The organism is Paraburkholderia sp. PREW-6R, assembly GCF_039621805.1.
GTDB lineage: Bacteria > Pseudomonadota > Gammaproteobacteria > Burkholderiales > Burkholderiaceae > Paraburkholderia.
Genome location: NZ_CP155075.1, coordinates 937,162 through 950,212, shown reverse-complemented (window position 1 = coordinate 950,212; position 13,051 = coordinate 937,162). Strand labels below are relative to the sequence as shown.

The window sequence follows — 13,051 nt, the reverse complement described above, 5'->3', positions numbered from 1 at the left end:
TTCTGGGATAGATCATAACCTCATTTCCTGGCTAGTACCCGGGGACACTGCCCTCTATATTGACACCGTAGCAGCAAGAAACCGTCAATTCCGACAGGCCGTCACCTTCCTGGTCAGCTCGCCGGAGCACAGAGGATTAAACCATGAACAGCATCAGTCACGACACAGCACCGACCCAATTCGTCGAAGCCAACGGCATCCGTTTCGCCTACCGTCGGTTCGGCAAGCAGGGCGGTGTGCCGCTTGTCTTCAATCAGCACTACACCGGCACCCTGGACCACTGGGATCCGGCAGTCACCGATGGTTTTGCAAAGGATCGCGAGGTGATCCTGTTCAACAATGCCGGCGTCGCCAGTTCCTCGGGCGAGACCCCGACGACGTTCCAGCAGATGGGCGCCAATGCGATCGCGTTCATTCGCGCGCTGGGTCTGACCCAGGTCGACGTGCTCGGCATTTCGATTGGTGGCTTCGTGGCGCAGGAGATCGCCCTGCAGGGCGGCGACCTCGTCCGCAAGGTCATTCTCGTCGGCACCGGGCATCGTTCGCAGGACATGTCGGAAAGCCGCTCGGCTGAGATCTTCGCCGGCACTTACGACCCGCCCGAACATCTGTGGCTGGCTGTCCATTTCGGACCTTCCGAAGCCAGCCAGAAGGCCGGGCTCGCCTTTCTCGAGCGCAAGCTGCGTCGTCAGGATCGCGATCCGCAAGTGAGTGAGCAAACCATTGCCGCTCAGGGCGAGGCGATCGGCAAATGGCATGTGCCGAACGCTAGCGCATTGGAGTATCTGAAAGAGATCCGGCAGCCTGTCCTGATCGTCCAGGGCAGCAACGACGTCATCATTCCGACGCGGCATTCGTTCACGCTCCAGCAGCATCTGCCGAACGCGCAACTGATCGTCTATCCGGACTCCAATCACGGGTCGATCTATCAGTATCCGGAGACGTTCGTCGCCAACGCGACGACCTTTCTCGACGCCTGACGCCCGCCGCTGACCCGTCCATCGGGCCAGCGGCACCTGACGCGACGGAGCAACAGATGGCCAGACATCGCCAACTTCACCTCGGTGCATTCATGCGACCGGCGGCCATCCACACGGGTGCGTGGCGCTATCCGGGCGCCGACCCGCATGCGAATTTCAGCCTCGACCAGATGCGTCGCTCGATCCGGCGACTGGAAGAGGCGAAGTTCGATGCCTTCTTCATGGCCGATCACCTGGCGTTATTGAACATGCCCATCGCGGCTCTCATGAGAAGCCACACGGTGACGTCATTCGAACCTTTCACGCTGCTCTCGGCGCTGTCCGCGGTGACTGAGCGGATCGGGCTGATCGCCACAGCTTCGACAACGTTCGATGCGCCGTACCACATTGCCAGGCGCTTTGCGTCGCTGGACCACATCAGCGGCGGTCGGGCAGGCTGGAACGTGGTGACGACGGCGAACCCCGACGCGGCCCTGAACTTCGGCTACGCGTCACAGATGGATCATGACGATCGCTACGAACTTGCCCGGGAGTTTGTCGATGTCGTCACTGGCCTCTGGGACAGTTTCGCCGACGACGCCTTCGTCAGGAATGCCGAAAGCGGGGTCTTCGTCGATCCCGCACGCATTCATGCGATCAGTCACGCAGGTCCCTCACTGAACGTGCGCGGCCCGCTGAACATCGCCCGGCCTCCGCAGGGCTGGCCTGTGATTGTGCAGGCCGGTGCGTCGCCGGCAGGCCGTCAGTTCGCAGCGGAAACCGCCGAGGTCATTTTCGGCGCCCCGCCAACGATAGAGGCCGCACGCAGCTTCAATGCCGACGTCCGATCCCGCATGGCAGCGATCGGCCGCGCACCCGACACGCTGCGTTACCTGCCCGGCGCTTTCGTGATCGTCGCCGACAGCAAGGATGAGGCGGTCGAACGCCGTGCGACGCTCGACAGCCTCGTCCACTATGACAGTGGCATCGGCTCTCTGAACGCGATGCTGGGATTCGACGTCTCCGGTTACGACCCCGATGGGCCGCTGCCGGAAATTCCGGAGACCGAAGCCGGTCGCTCCCAGCGCGAGCGGATGGTCAACCTCGCCCGCGAGAAGGGTTTGACGATCCGGGAGCTCGCACGAGCCGCCGGCAGCTATTCGGGCTTCGCCTTCGTCGGCACCGCGACGTCGATCGCCGACGAGATGCAGGAGTGGTTGGAAACGCAGGCCTGCGACGGCTTCAACATCATGTTTCCCTGGCTGCCAGGCGGTCTCGACGAGGTGGTCGACAGGCTCGTCCCGGAGCTCCAGCGACGCGGCCTGTTCAGACGCGAATATGAAGGGCGCACTTTACGCGAGCATCTCGGCCTTTCACGGCCTTCTAACCGTTTCTTTCCGCACGCGCCCAGCGCGGTCGTCTGATTTCATCTTCGTTAAAGGATTTCACCATGGCACGCATCGTCACCTTTGCTGAATATGGCTCACCCGATGTTCTGAGGATCGAGGACGTCGCCTTGCCGGAGCCGGGACCGGATGAGATCCGCATCGCCGTGAAGGCGATCGGTTTGAACCGTGCGGAATCGATGTGGCGCACAGGTGTGTATGTTGAACCTGTCAATCTTCCCGGCCGGTTGGGCTATGAGTCCGCAGGCGTTGTGGAGGCCGTTGGAGAAAACGTCACGCACCTCGCGGTGGGCGATGAGGTTTCCACCATGCCGGCCTTCTCGATGAACGATTACGGCCTGTATGGCGACCATGTGTTGGCTCCGGCAAGCGCTGCGGTGAAAAAGCCATCGTCAATTTCGTTCGAAGAAGCGGTGTCCATCTGGAATCCGTTCATCACGCCGTGGGGAGCGTTCATTGAAAGCGGCATCGTGACGCCTGACGATACCGTGATCATCACTGCCGGTTCGAGCAGCGTGGGCATGGGTGCAATCCAGGTTGCAAAGCTTGCAGGCGCGAAGGTCATTGCAACGACGCGCACCAGCGAGAAGGTCGCGCCAATCAGAACGGCAGGTGCCGACCACGTCATCGTCACCGACGACGAGGATCTTGTGGTCGAGGTCGAACGGATAACCCAGGGCGCGGGGGCGACCGTCGCGTTCGATCCGGTCGGTGGTCCCACGTTCCCCAAGCTTATCGACGCCCTGGCGCCAGGTGGCACGGTCATGATCTATGGCGCGTTGAGCGACGAAGTGACACCGCTCCCGATGCTCCGCACGCTCGCAAAGGAAATCGTGATCCGGGGCTATAACCTGTTCTCGATTACCACCAGCCCGGCCCGTCAGGCCAAAGTAGCCCGATTCGTTTATGAAAATCTCGAAGCGGGCAAGCTGAAGGCAACCATCTCAAAGTATTTCCGGTTCGAACAAATCGTCGAAGCGCATCGTGAGCTGGAGAAGAACCAGCATATCGGCAGGATCGTCGTCACTCTGTAATTTGCGGCAGTCGTCCGCAGCGAGCTTCCGCACAACGTTTTTCCAAGTCGTGTTTGCAGCGTTTAACAAATCATCGGGCGAGGTGGGTGCCCGCAACTCAATCTCTACTTAATGGACAGAATCATGGCCAATACTCTTCAAGGAAAGATCGCTCTCGTGACGGGCGGCTCACGCGGCATCGGCGCCGCAACCGCCATCCAGCTCGCTGCGGAAGGCGCCACCGTAGCGCTAAGTTATTCCAGCAGCGAGACCGCAGCCAGAGAGGTCATCGCAACGATTGAAGCGTCCGGTGGTAAGGCTATTGCCCTGAAGGCCGACCAGGCGGACCCAACAGCGGTTAAAGCATTGATTGCGGAAGTGGTCGAGCGGTTGGGCCGGATCGACATTCTGGTCAACAACGCCGCTGTTTTCGTGACGGGCACGGTGGCCGAAACTGAAGATACATCGGGCTTCGAGCGACAGCAGAAGATCAATTACGAAGCCGTGGTAACCGCGATTCGGGAAGCCTCGCGAGTGATGGAAAGCGGCGGCAGGATCATCTCCATTTCGTCGGCCCTCGCATGGCGGTCGACGTGGCCAGGCCTTGCTGATTACAGCGCAACGAAGCGCGCGATTGAGGGCTACAGCAAAGGTGCTGCGCGGGATCTGGGCCCAAAGGGCATTACCGTGAACGTTATCGGAACCGGTTCGACGAACACCGAGATGAATCCTGATAACAGTCCCTTTGCCGAAGCGCAGGCAGCCGCCACGGCGCTTGGACGCTTTGGCCGGCCTGATGAGATCGCTTCCGTGGTGGCCTTCGTCGCCAGCCCGGCGGCGAGCTTCATTACCGGCGCAATCATTCCCGTTGACGGAGGCTATAGCGCGTAACGCAACACGAGCCATGTGACGCGATTCTCGCGTTTCGTGGCTCGGAAATTCGAATCTTTTTTAACCGGTGGACCGAAGGAGTCGGACATGAGTCATTCGCCAGTAGTACTTGTGACGGGCGCGCTTTCTGGAATTGGTCGCGCGACAGCCATTGCTTTTGCTGAAGAGAAAGCTCGGCTCGTGATTTCGGGCCGTCGGCTCGACGAAGGCAGGAAGCTCGCAGAACAGCTGCGTTCGTCGGGTGCCGATGTGGAGTTTGTGCAGGCAGACGTGCGTTTCGAGGACCAGGTCCAGGGTCTGGTCGACCGCGTCGTTTCCCGCTTTGGTCGTCTGGATATTGCGGTGAACAGCGCCGGTTACGAGGGTGACCCGGCACCGATCGTCGAGCAGAATGTCGACCAGTATGCGTTCGTTTTCGATACGAATGTGCTCGGCACGTGGCTCGCGCTCAAACATGAAATCCGCGTCATGACAGCCCAGGGTGGCGGAAGCATTGTCAATGTATCGTCAACGATGGGTATTCGCGGCGCCGCCCGCAACGCACTCTATGTTGCCAGCAAGCACGCGGTCGAGGGCCTGACGAAATCCGCTGCGCTCGAGACGGCGGCGTTCAATGTTCGGGTCAACGCGGTAGCGCCGGGGCCCATCCAGACTGAAATGCTTGACCGCATCACGGGTTCGGAATCGGGCAAGGCCGCAATGCTCGCCACCGTGCCGCTCAAACGTGCGGGAACGCCTGAGGAGATCGCGGAGGCCATCGTTTTTGTGGCGTCGGATAAAGCGAGTTTCATGACTGGCGAAGTGCTTCGGGTCAACGGAGGACGAACTGCTGCGTGAGGCTGCGGGATGCCGATGCCGCGGTCAGGAGTCAGCGGTAGAAAATGCCGATTTCGCGGCCTTCCCGGTAAAATAGGGTTTGTCTGAATACGAACGCTCGTTCCATCCGACGATACTAGGGCCATGTACTTCCGCTGGAGCAAACGAATGTCCCAAGCATTGCTGACTCATCAACAGATCTTCGATCGAAGCGTCGCCCACCTTTTCAGCCAGCGCTCCGCGTCGCTCTTGCCGGGCGGCGGCGGGGCCTATCGCGGACGATGTGGCGGCTGTCCCGTCGGCGCGCTGGTACGCCCAAACGATTACCGCACCTCCATGGAAGGCGTGCCAGTCCGCTTCATTCTTGCTGAACCGATGCGCATCCCCGGCTATATGGATGCCGGCGTTGCAGCGCTCAAGCGCGCGCTCTTAAGGGCAAGGGTCAATGTGTACTCGCAGGAAACGGTCGATCTCCTGAGCTGCCTCCAGAATGTGCATGACGTATTCGGCACATGGGAATGGCGCGACCGTCTTCGCTCCATCGCCACGCAGTTCGGCTTGTCGACCCAAAGCCTTCAGCAGGCTGCATGAAGCAGTGGAGTGGCAAGAGATGAAAAGCGTGGAAGAGATTTTCGCGACGGTGCGTTCGCATCTGCTTTGGCAGCGCGCTGTTTCCGAGGACGATGCCGGGAGTTGCCGACTGCGCGGACGCGACGGACGCCGATGCGCAATTGGCGTACTGATCGACGACCGCCATTACAGCGAGCAGCTTGAGGGCTTGGGAATCAGCTACTACAAGGCTGGACAGGACGGTCCACTATTGCAGGCCCTGGCGAGGTCGGGCGTGAACGTGTATGAGCCGCGAGTCGCTGCCCTGCTGCAGGATCTCGAAGACCTGCATGACGCTGCCCAAGTGGAAGACTGGGCAGCGCAGCTTGACGAAATGGCCAGACGGCACTCCATCGAACTTACGGTCGAGGAACTCGTTCAGGCTTGAACTGAACACCGTAGGACGGAAAGCAGAGCATGGTTTTGCTTCCGCGACTCAAGTTGTATCAGGCGGTCGCAAACCAATGCGATCGGGCGGATGGTCGGACTTTCATCCGTCTGCGCTGGCAATGCAGCGACCATCGCTGCAACCGCTAAGAGCGTGGGCCACTGCTACAAGAAAGACTGGCGGGAGCAACGGATGGGCGTTCAGAAGCCGTCGCCCGGCATGCTTCAGCGCCCGCCCGGCGGCTGACGTGCCGCAGACCGGCTCTCGGCCCGCGTGTCAAACAGGCGGCGCCGGTCTTTCTTGCTCTGGTACATGGCCGCGTCTGCCAGTTCGATCGCCTGCCCCACGCTCACGAACCGTACCGCAACGACGCCCGCGCTCGCGCCCGGGTAGTCGATCCGACTGCCCCGCAGTGTATAACTGCCGGCGGTGACGGCCCTCGCTTGCGCTGCAAGTTCTTCCGCCTCTTTCGTCGCCTCCTCCTCGGTAGCTGGCCCAGGTCCCGCAAAGGCGAACTCATCGCCGCCGATGCGGGCAAGTATGTCGGTGTTGCGTGCCATACCGGCGAGCCGCCCTGCGCACTGCTGGAGGAGGAGGTCGCCCGTGGTGTGGCCGTATTCATCGTTGATCTGCTTGAACCCGTCGAGGTCGAGCATTCCCACGAGTACATAGGAGCCGTCGCGAGCCGAGCGTGCGAGAAGCCTGCCAAGTTCATCCCTGAAGGCCCGGCGGTTCGGCAATTCGGTAAGCGAGTCTGTCATCGCAAAACGCGTCAGGTAGTCATTTGAACGTTTGAGTTCGGCAACCAGCTGCTCACGTTCGACGTGCTGCGCAATCAGGCGGGAAAAGAGGTTGAGTGCAGTACGGGCGCGAGGCCCGAGCGTCTGGCTGCCGCGGCTCGCCGCGCAGAGCGTGCCGATGATGCGGCCATCGCTGCTGGACACGGGTGCGCTTGCATAGGTCTGGATGCCGAGCGCGGCGGCGGCCTGCGAGTCGCCCCACACTTCGCCAACGTTGGACACGACGCGCCGGCCTTGCTCAAGGCACCGCTTGCAGAGTGTGTCGGCCCACGGAACGGTGAGTCCTTCCGGGATGTGCAGTTCGCCGGCATTGCGCGCGTATGTGATCGACTGCAACTGCGCGTCGAGATCGATTGAAGTCAGATAGGCCGATTCCAGGCCGGTGACGAGTTGCAGCATTTCGAGCAGCGGCCGCGACAGCTCTTCCAGCGTGCCTGCGCTTGCGACCGTTTCAGACAGGTGTTCAAGGGTTGCCTCCATCCGCATTTCCTTCTGGTGCGCCAGGCGAGCAGGCCAATGACCCGCTCGTCTCTGTGTATAGATAGGCCGCCGACAAAGCTTGAGAACAAGTCCGACAGCACACCGACTCATAGTGCAACCGGTGTGTCCTGACCTCATGCGCGTCGCGGATTATCCGCACAATAACCGACGGCGATCGGGCGGTCCAGCGCCTCACATCGATTCCGCCCGCAGCTCGCAGACCATTTTCAGACGCATTGGATAACGCGCAGCCTCCTGATGCGCTTCACCCCGACAACATAAAGCGCATATTGCTTGTGAGTCCATCTGGACAGACGTCGCCATGCGACGTCGCCTGCGCTGGACAGAGGCAACCGTATGTCGTGGATGGTCTCCTGGCAAGCTCCGCCCTGCCCGGTGCGAACCGTACCCATCTTGTTCAGGAACGGCGACGCGCACATCAGTTGCTGACTGTATGCGCGTCGCCATTGCCGGCGTTATTCGCCGGGGCTGTAAAGATCGAGCAGTTTGAGCGTCACGCCGTTGGTCCACCCGAAGCCGTCCTGCAATGGATATTCGCCTCCGCCTCCGCCGCCAGTTCCCGCGCCTTCTACCACGTACTTCTCGACCAGCTTTTTATCGGACGCATAAAGGCCTTTAACGTCCGTCAAAAATCGCGTGCCGATCTGTTGCGCGAGCGCATCCTGCTTGTAACGCGTCAGACCTTCGATCGCAATCCAGTGCAGCGGCGCCCAGCCATTCGGCGCGTCCCATTGCTGCGTCGTGTTGTAGGTGGTCGTTACGAGCCCTCCCGGCTGCAGAAGTGTCGATCGTACCTGTTGGGCTGTCTTCTGCGCGCGGTCCGGCCATGCCGCACCGACGAACAGCGGATACAGCATCGCCGCCGTCCTGTTGTCCCGAGGCTTCCCGAGCTTCCAGTCATAGTCCCCGTAATAGCCGTTGGCATTCCACAGATACCGGTTGATGCCCACCGCACGTTTCACCGCGCGCTCGGCGAATTCGCCCACACAGCGGAAATCGTGGACCTCGCCACAGCCTTGCGCTATGGTCGTTTCCAGGTGAAACAGCAGGCTGTTCAGATCGACGGGGATGATCGAGGTGGTCCGGACCGTCGCGAGCGACATGTTGTCGCCGAACCAGCGTGAGCTGAAATCCCAGCCGCTTTCGGCGGTCGCGCGCAGCTCACGATACACCTCGCCCGGAGTCCGTCCGGTGGCCTGCTGTGCGGTCTGCACGTCCTCCAGGTACGACTCGTCGCGCGGTGTATCGAGCTCGTCCCAATAGCGGTTCAGCACCGTATGGTCCGGCATGACCACGACGTTGCGGGTCGCGTCACCTGGGCGGGTCGAGCGTTCACCCTGCATCCAGTATGCGTACTCCTTGCGCAGAGCCGGCAGATACTTCTGATACACCTGAGTGCCTTCCACTTTCGCGGCGAGCGTCACCATGTACGAGAAAAACGGCGGCTGTGAACGGTCCAGATAATACGTGCGATTGCCGTTCGGAATGTGGCCGAATGTATTGATCTCGTACGCGAAGTTGTCGAGCATGTCGTCGACGAGATCCTCCCGGCCGGATTCCTGGAGACCCAACATCGTGAAATAGGTGTCCCAATAGTAGCCCTCGCGGAAGCGTCCGCCTGGCACGACATAAGGCTTCGGCAATGGAATCAGGGAGCTGTTTGGCGGCGCGCTCGTCGTGGTCCGCGTGAGGGCGGGCCACAGCCAGTCGATATGTTCGCGCAGGGTCTGATTCGGGGGCGGTGTGATCACCGGCTCGCTGGGCGGTGTGAAGTATTGACTCACGAAGTTTGCCAGCGAAAAGCCGGGATTGTTCTTTTGCTGTTCATACAGCTGGACGATCGCGGCCGGATCCGCGTTCGGCGTCGCATCGACGAATGTCTTCTGGTCCGGGTAGATCTGTGCGGTCTGGACCGCGACGAACAAATCGCCGTACAGCTTGTCCGGAGGCGGTGGAAGCGTACTACCGACCTGGGTGTCTGCGAAGCAGACATTAGATAGACAGGTGAGGACAACGAATCCCGAAACGGCCGCCGTCTGCTTCACGCTTCGGTGTCGACGGGGACCGGCTGCCAGGCGTGGTGAACTCAGGGCGATAGCAATGCTGCAGCGAACTTTCGATGTCGCAATCATGTCTCCTCCGAAGGAATGGACAACAGGACTGGTCTCCGGCGTACGCCCTCATTTTTCTCACGATGTTGGGCGACAGCAGCATGGCATAGAATCGGGCATGGTTCAAATCCTTACGTGCGGCGCTGATTCTATCGTCGGTACGCTTTGCCGAGCCGGCAGCGGTCGCGGCTCGCTCCTGTGGACATTGCTAGCAAGATCGAGTGCGGCAGCAGCGAACTGTTCAACGCATGAACAGCCCACCGTTCACGTCCCAGCACGCGCCATTGGCGAAGTAGGCATCGGCTGAGGCTAGCAACACGGCGACATCCGCGATGTACTCCGCTGAGCCCAGCTTTTTGACCGGGATCCCGGCGATAACCTGTTGCAGCTGGTCGGCGGGAACGCTCTCGTGGACGATCGGCAGATCGAGCGGGCCCGGCGAGATTGCATTGACCGTCACGCCGCGCGAAGCGAGATCGCGCGCGAACACTTTGGTGAGCGTGAGCGCGCCGCCCTTCGCGGCCGCATAGTGCGCGCCGGTGGCCGAGCCGCCGTTTTGTCCCGCAAGCGACGCGATGTTCACGATGCGCCCCACGCCGCGATCTGCGAAGTACTGACCGAACACCTGGCAGCCGAACAGGACGCTGCGCAGATTGACATCGATCACCTGATCGAACTGCTCGCCGCTAATTTCCATGACGGGCACCACCTTCGACGCACCCGCGTTGTTCACGAGTGCATCTATCGCCCCCCAGCGCGCAAGCAAAGCGTCGCGTGCGTTTTCAAAATCGCGCTTCGACGTCACGTCGAGTTTGAGCGCGAAAGCACTCGACCCGTCGCTGCTCAATTCGTGCGCGAGCGTGCCTGCGGCGTCCAGCGCGATGTCGCCCAGCGCGACGTTGTAGCCGGCCGCGTGAAAGCAGCGCGCGACAACCGCGCCAAGCCCTCGCGCGGCGCCCGTTACCAGCACGACTCTTCTGGACATGGCATCGATTCCTTTTCCGTGGGCGGCGTCTCAGCCCGCAAGCATCGCTTCGATTTGCGCGGCCACCGCGCACACGGTTTCGTCGTCGCCCTTGCGGCCGACGATCTGCAAGCCCGCCTTTAACGCCGAACCTTCGACTGCGACCGGCAGGGTCAACGCCGGATGACCACTGAGATTGAACGGGCGAATCAGCGACGACATCGCGATCACCGACGCACCGGCCCGCGCGGCGTCGAGCGTGATCGGGAACGAAGGCATCGTGGGCAGCACGAGCACATCCACCTCGTTCAGTGCAGCGTCGACTTTGGCCGTGAACTCGCGTCGCACGCGTTCGGCCGCTTCCAGATCGGCGGGTGTCGTTTTCGAAGCGGCGCGCAGACGGGTGTCGACATCGGCACCGAGCTTGCCGCTTTCCACCAGGTGACCGAACGCGCGCCACGTTTCTGCATTGATGACCGCAAGGCCTGCAGTGAACGCGTCTTTCATCGAATCGACACGGACGTCGCGTGTCGACAGGCCCGTGCGTGAGATCGCCGATGCAACCGCATCTACGATCTCGCCGTCGGCTTCGACTTCAAGCATGCCGACCCTTGCATTCGAAACATCTCGCCGCGCGCGGTTTGCGTCGAACGACGGGTCGATTGCGAGCATGACGTCGACGATCGTCTTCATGTCCCGCGCGAACGGGCCGACGCAATCGAGCGTGGTCTCGCGGGGCGCGACGCCCTCGCGTGACACGCGTGCGAACGTGGGCTTCAGACCGACGACGCCGCAGCATGCAGCCGGGCCGCGAATCGATCCGCCAGTGTCCGTGCCGAGTGCGGCGTCGACGAGCTTCAATCCCACTGCCGACGCCGAGCCGCTCGACGAACCGCCCGGAATACGCGACTCGTCTTGCGGATTCGGCGGCGTGCCGCAAAAATCGTTGATACCGGTCATGCCGAACGCGAGTTCGTGCATGTTGGTTTTGCCGGTGATATGCCAGCCTGCGTCGAGCAGGCGTCGCACGACGTGCGCATGGTCGGAGGCGCCCGGCGCATCGGCGAGCGAGCGGCTCGCCCCCGTGGTCGGATACCCGGCGATGTCGATGCTGTCCTTGATCGCGATAGTCGGCGCGTTGGCGCGGCTAGTCGCGCCGCCGGCACCGTCAGCGCTTAAATCGAACTCCTGGAGATACACGTTCATGTTGAAACTCCTACGGCCGGATTGAGGTTCCATGGTGCATCGAAAAGGCGCTCGGTGGTGAAGCGCCGGATCAGCCACACCGAATCGTCGTGGGGAGAGGGCACGAAATCCACGACGAGGCGCGCCGAGATCAGCTGCGCTTCAGCGTCCGTGTAACCGGACGCCTGAAGCATGATCCAGCGTCCCCTCGCATGGTCGCCGTCGACCACGATATGCTCCGAGCTCAGGAAGTGCACGTTGATCGTGAAATGCGGCGTGGGCGGCAGATAGCGCTGCAGCATCCCGACGATCGGCCCCGGTCCTTCGAGCTTGCCGAACTTGTGCGCGTATTGCGGGCCGACGCCTTCCCATACCGCGTCGTCGGTGAAAAGCGCAGCGAGCGATTCGCCTTCGAGCGCGCGCGCGGGCACGTCGCACAATGCCATATAACGCGCGATGGTGTGGCGTACCGCGTTGTGCGCTTCGAGCGCGCGAAGCCGCGCTTGCAGCGCTTCGATGATGGAGTCGGTCATGACGTCACGCGTTGTCGTTGTTGCCGCCGTTGGCGATGGGCGGCACCGTCAGCGCGCGGCCCACGCGCGCTTCGATCTTGCCGTAGCGCCACAGGTTATAGTCGCCGACCGGCGTGGTGCGGTACAGATTGCAGACCGCCACTGCGGTGTCGAAATCGGCGACGTCGGCCATGATGTAGAAGGTCCACGGCGCACCGTCGGCATGACCGACCACGAGCCGATCGTCGTCCATGATGCCGAGCACGCGCACGTTTTCCATCGCTTCGATCGCATTCAGCATTGTGCCGTATGCTTGCCACACATCGCCGATCTGCTCACGCGGCAAGTCGAAGAAGTTCTGCGACACGCCGCAGCAGAACAGCACGCGCAACGGCAGGGCTCGGGTATCGGTCATGGTGTTTTCCTTGCGCGTCGCCGCGCTTTTCCTGTAACGGGCGAAGACTTCGCGAGTCTAGCGGCCGAGCGCGCGCGCGGTTTGACCACCGATTCCGAAGCTGGTATTCGGGATGTCCTTGATCATCACGCGCGTGGCCTGCAACGGCGCATCGAGTACAGCGGCGCTCGTCTCGGACAATGCCGCGATCAGCGCTTCTTTCTGCGCATCCGTGCGGCCGGCAATCAGGATCGCGACAATCACCGGTAAGCCAGCCGGCGTTGGCTTGCCGCCCAGACCGCTGTTCGCGGCGGGCAACTCGGAGAGCAGAATGCGCACGGACTCGGCGGGCGCGCCGATCGAATTGACGGTGGCTTGCGTCAGGCTCTGAATGATCGACGCCTTGCGATCGTAGGTGTGACCTTGCGGAAGATAGACTTCGAGTGTCGGCATGAAGGCGAATTAAAGGAAAGTACGCACAGCGGCGCGTGCCGCCGCTGCA

General features: G+C 61.7%; 14 protein-coding genes. 7 read left to right on the top strand and 7 right to left on the bottom strand.

Annotation, left to right across the window (positions count from 1 at the left end; translation table 11 throughout):
* Positions 1–143 precede the first annotated feature (143 nt).
* The 7 genes from AAGS40_RS28855 to AAGS40_RS28825 all read left to right on the top strand — a co-directional run bounded on the left by AAGS40_RS28855 (position 144) and on the right by AAGS40_RS28825 (position 6,082).
* Positions 144–980, top strand: a complete 837-nt coding sequence (locus tag AAGS40_RS28855) for an alpha/beta hydrolase (protein WP_345816972.1) — start codon at positions 144–146, stop codon at positions 978–980.
* Positions 981–1,036: 56 nt separating this feature from the next.
* Positions 1,037–2,383, top strand: coding sequence for an LLM class flavin-dependent oxidoreductase (locus tag AAGS40_RS28850; RefSeq protein WP_345816971.1), 1,347 nt, complete (start codon positions 1,037–1,039; stop codon positions 2,381–2,383).
* Between the two features lie 26 nt (positions 2,384–2,409).
* Positions 2,410–3,399 carry a zinc-dependent alcohol dehydrogenase family protein gene (locus tag AAGS40_RS28845; RefSeq protein WP_345816970.1) on the top strand — a complete coding sequence of 330 codons (990 nt, stop codon included), beginning with the start codon at positions 2,410–2,412 and terminating at the stop codon, positions 3,397–3,399.
* A gap of 123 nt (positions 3,400–3,522) precedes the next feature.
* Positions 3,523–4,269 carry an SDR family oxidoreductase gene (locus tag AAGS40_RS28840; RefSeq protein ID WP_345816969.1) on the top strand — a complete coding sequence of 249 codons (747 nt, stop codon included), beginning with the start codon at positions 3,523–3,525 and terminating at the stop codon, positions 4,267–4,269.
* A gap of 87 nt (positions 4,270–4,356) precedes the next feature.
* Positions 4,357–5,106 carry a glucose 1-dehydrogenase gene (locus tag AAGS40_RS28835; RefSeq protein WP_345817627.1) on the top strand — a complete coding sequence of 250 codons (750 nt, stop codon included), beginning with the start codon at positions 4,357–4,359 and terminating at the stop codon, positions 5,104–5,106.
* Positions 5,107–5,253: 147 nt separating this feature from the next.
* A complete protein-coding gene (locus tag AAGS40_RS28830) occupies positions 5,254–5,676 on the top strand; it encodes a hypothetical protein (RefSeq protein WP_345816968.1) in 423 nt (140 codons plus the stop codon).
* Positions 5,677–5,695: 19 nt separating this feature from the next.
* Positions 5,696–6,082 (top strand): hypothetical protein, encoded by a 387-nt coding sequence (locus AAGS40_RS28825; protein ID WP_345816967.1) that lies wholly within the window; start codon positions 5,696–5,698, stop codon positions 6,080–6,082.
* A gap of 224 nt (positions 6,083–6,306) precedes the next feature.
* Here the strand turns inward: AAGS40_RS28825 and AAGS40_RS28820 are convergent, their stop codons facing one another.
* The 7 genes from AAGS40_RS28820 to AAGS40_RS28790 form a co-directional block, all read right to left on the bottom strand.
* On the bottom strand, positions 6,307–7,362 hold the full coding sequence (locus tag AAGS40_RS28820; protein ID WP_345817626.1) for a diguanylate cyclase: 1,056 nt from the start codon (positions 7,360–7,362) through the stop codon (positions 6,307–6,309).
* 476 nt (positions 7,363–7,838) lie between these two features.
* Positions 7,839–9,515, bottom strand: a complete 1,677-nt coding sequence (gene treA, locus AAGS40_RS28815; RefSeq protein ID WP_345816966.1) for an alpha,alpha-trehalase TreA — start codon at positions 9,513–9,515, stop codon at positions 7,839–7,841.
* A gap of 220 nt (positions 9,516–9,735) precedes the next feature.
* Entirely contained in the window at positions 9,736–10,479 is a 744-nt protein-coding gene (locus tag AAGS40_RS28810; RefSeq protein WP_345816965.1) for an SDR family oxidoreductase, read from the bottom strand.
* Between the two features lie 30 nt (positions 10,480–10,509).
* The gene (locus AAGS40_RS28805; protein ID WP_345816964.1) at positions 10,510–11,664 is read right to left on the bottom strand and encodes an amidase; all 1,155 of its coding nucleotides are present in this window, start codon (positions 11,662–11,664) and stop codon (positions 10,510–10,512) included.
* Positions 11,661–12,176 carry a nuclear transport factor 2 family protein gene (locus AAGS40_RS28800; RefSeq protein ID WP_345816963.1) on the bottom strand — a complete coding sequence of 172 codons (516 nt, stop codon included), beginning with the start codon at positions 12,174–12,176 and terminating at the stop codon, positions 11,661–11,663. Before AAGS40_RS28800 ends, AAGS40_RS28805 begins: the two co-directional genes overlap by 4 nt.
* Before the next feature lie 4 nt (positions 12,177–12,180).
* A complete protein-coding gene (locus AAGS40_RS28795) occupies positions 12,181–12,570 on the bottom strand; it encodes a hypothetical protein (protein WP_345816962.1) in 390 nt (129 codons plus the stop codon).
* 57 nt (positions 12,571–12,627) lie between these two features.
* A complete protein-coding gene (locus tag AAGS40_RS28790; protein ID WP_345816961.1) occupies positions 12,628–13,002 on the bottom strand; it encodes a tautomerase family protein in 375 nt (124 codons plus the stop codon).
* Positions 13,003–13,051: the final 49 nt, after the last annotated feature.

Bases quoted from the DNA above. Each gene is read 5' to 3' on its own strand.
- AAGS40_RS28855 (WP_345816972.1), top strand. From the start codon at position 144: ATGAACAGCATCAGTCACGACACAGCACCGACCCAATTCGTCGAAGCC.
- AAGS40_RS28850 (WP_345816971.1), top strand. From the start codon at position 1,037: ATGGCCAGACATCGCCAACTTCACCTCGGTGCATTCATGCGACCGGCG.
- AAGS40_RS28845 (WP_345816970.1), top strand. From the start codon at position 2,410: ATGGCACGCATCGTCACCTTTGCTGAATATGGCTCACCCGATGTTCTG.
- AAGS40_RS28840 (WP_345816969.1), top strand. From the start codon at position 3,523: ATGGCCAATACTCTTCAAGGAAAGATCGCTCTCGTGACGGGCGGCTCA.
- AAGS40_RS28835 (WP_345817627.1), top strand. From the start codon at position 4,357: ATGAGTCATTCGCCAGTAGTACTTGTGACGGGCGCGCTTTCTGGAATT.
- AAGS40_RS28830 (WP_345816968.1), top strand. From the start codon at position 5,254: ATGTCCCAAGCATTGCTGACTCATCAACAGATCTTCGATCGAAGCGTC.
- AAGS40_RS28825 (WP_345816967.1), top strand. From the start codon at position 5,696: ATGAAAAGCGTGGAAGAGATTTTCGCGACGGTGCGTTCGCATCTGCTT.
- AAGS40_RS28820 (WP_345817626.1), bottom strand. From the start codon at position 7,362: ATGGAGGCAACCCTTGAACACCTGTCTGAAACGGTCGCAAGCGCAGGC.
- treA (WP_345816966.1), bottom strand. From the start codon at position 9,515: ATGATTGCGACATCGAAAGTTCGCTGCAGCATTGCTATCGCCCTGAGT.
- AAGS40_RS28810 (WP_345816965.1), bottom strand. From the start codon at position 10,479: ATGTCCAGAAGAGTCGTGCTGGTAACGGGCGCCGCGCGAGGGCTTGGC.
- AAGS40_RS28805 (WP_345816964.1), bottom strand. From the start codon at position 11,664: ATGAACGTGTATCTCCAGGAGTTCGATTTAAGCGCTGACGGTGCCGGC.
- AAGS40_RS28800 (WP_345816963.1), bottom strand. From the start codon at position 12,176: ATGACCGACTCCATCATCGAAGCGCTGCAAGCGCGGCTTCGCGCGCTC.
- AAGS40_RS28795 (WP_345816962.1), bottom strand. From the start codon at position 12,570: ATGACCGATACCCGAGCCCTGCCGTTGCGCGTGCTGTTCTGCTGCGGC.
- AAGS40_RS28790 (WP_345816961.1), bottom strand. From the start codon at position 13,002: ATGCCGACACTCGAAGTCTATCTTCCGCAAGGTCACACCTACGATCGC.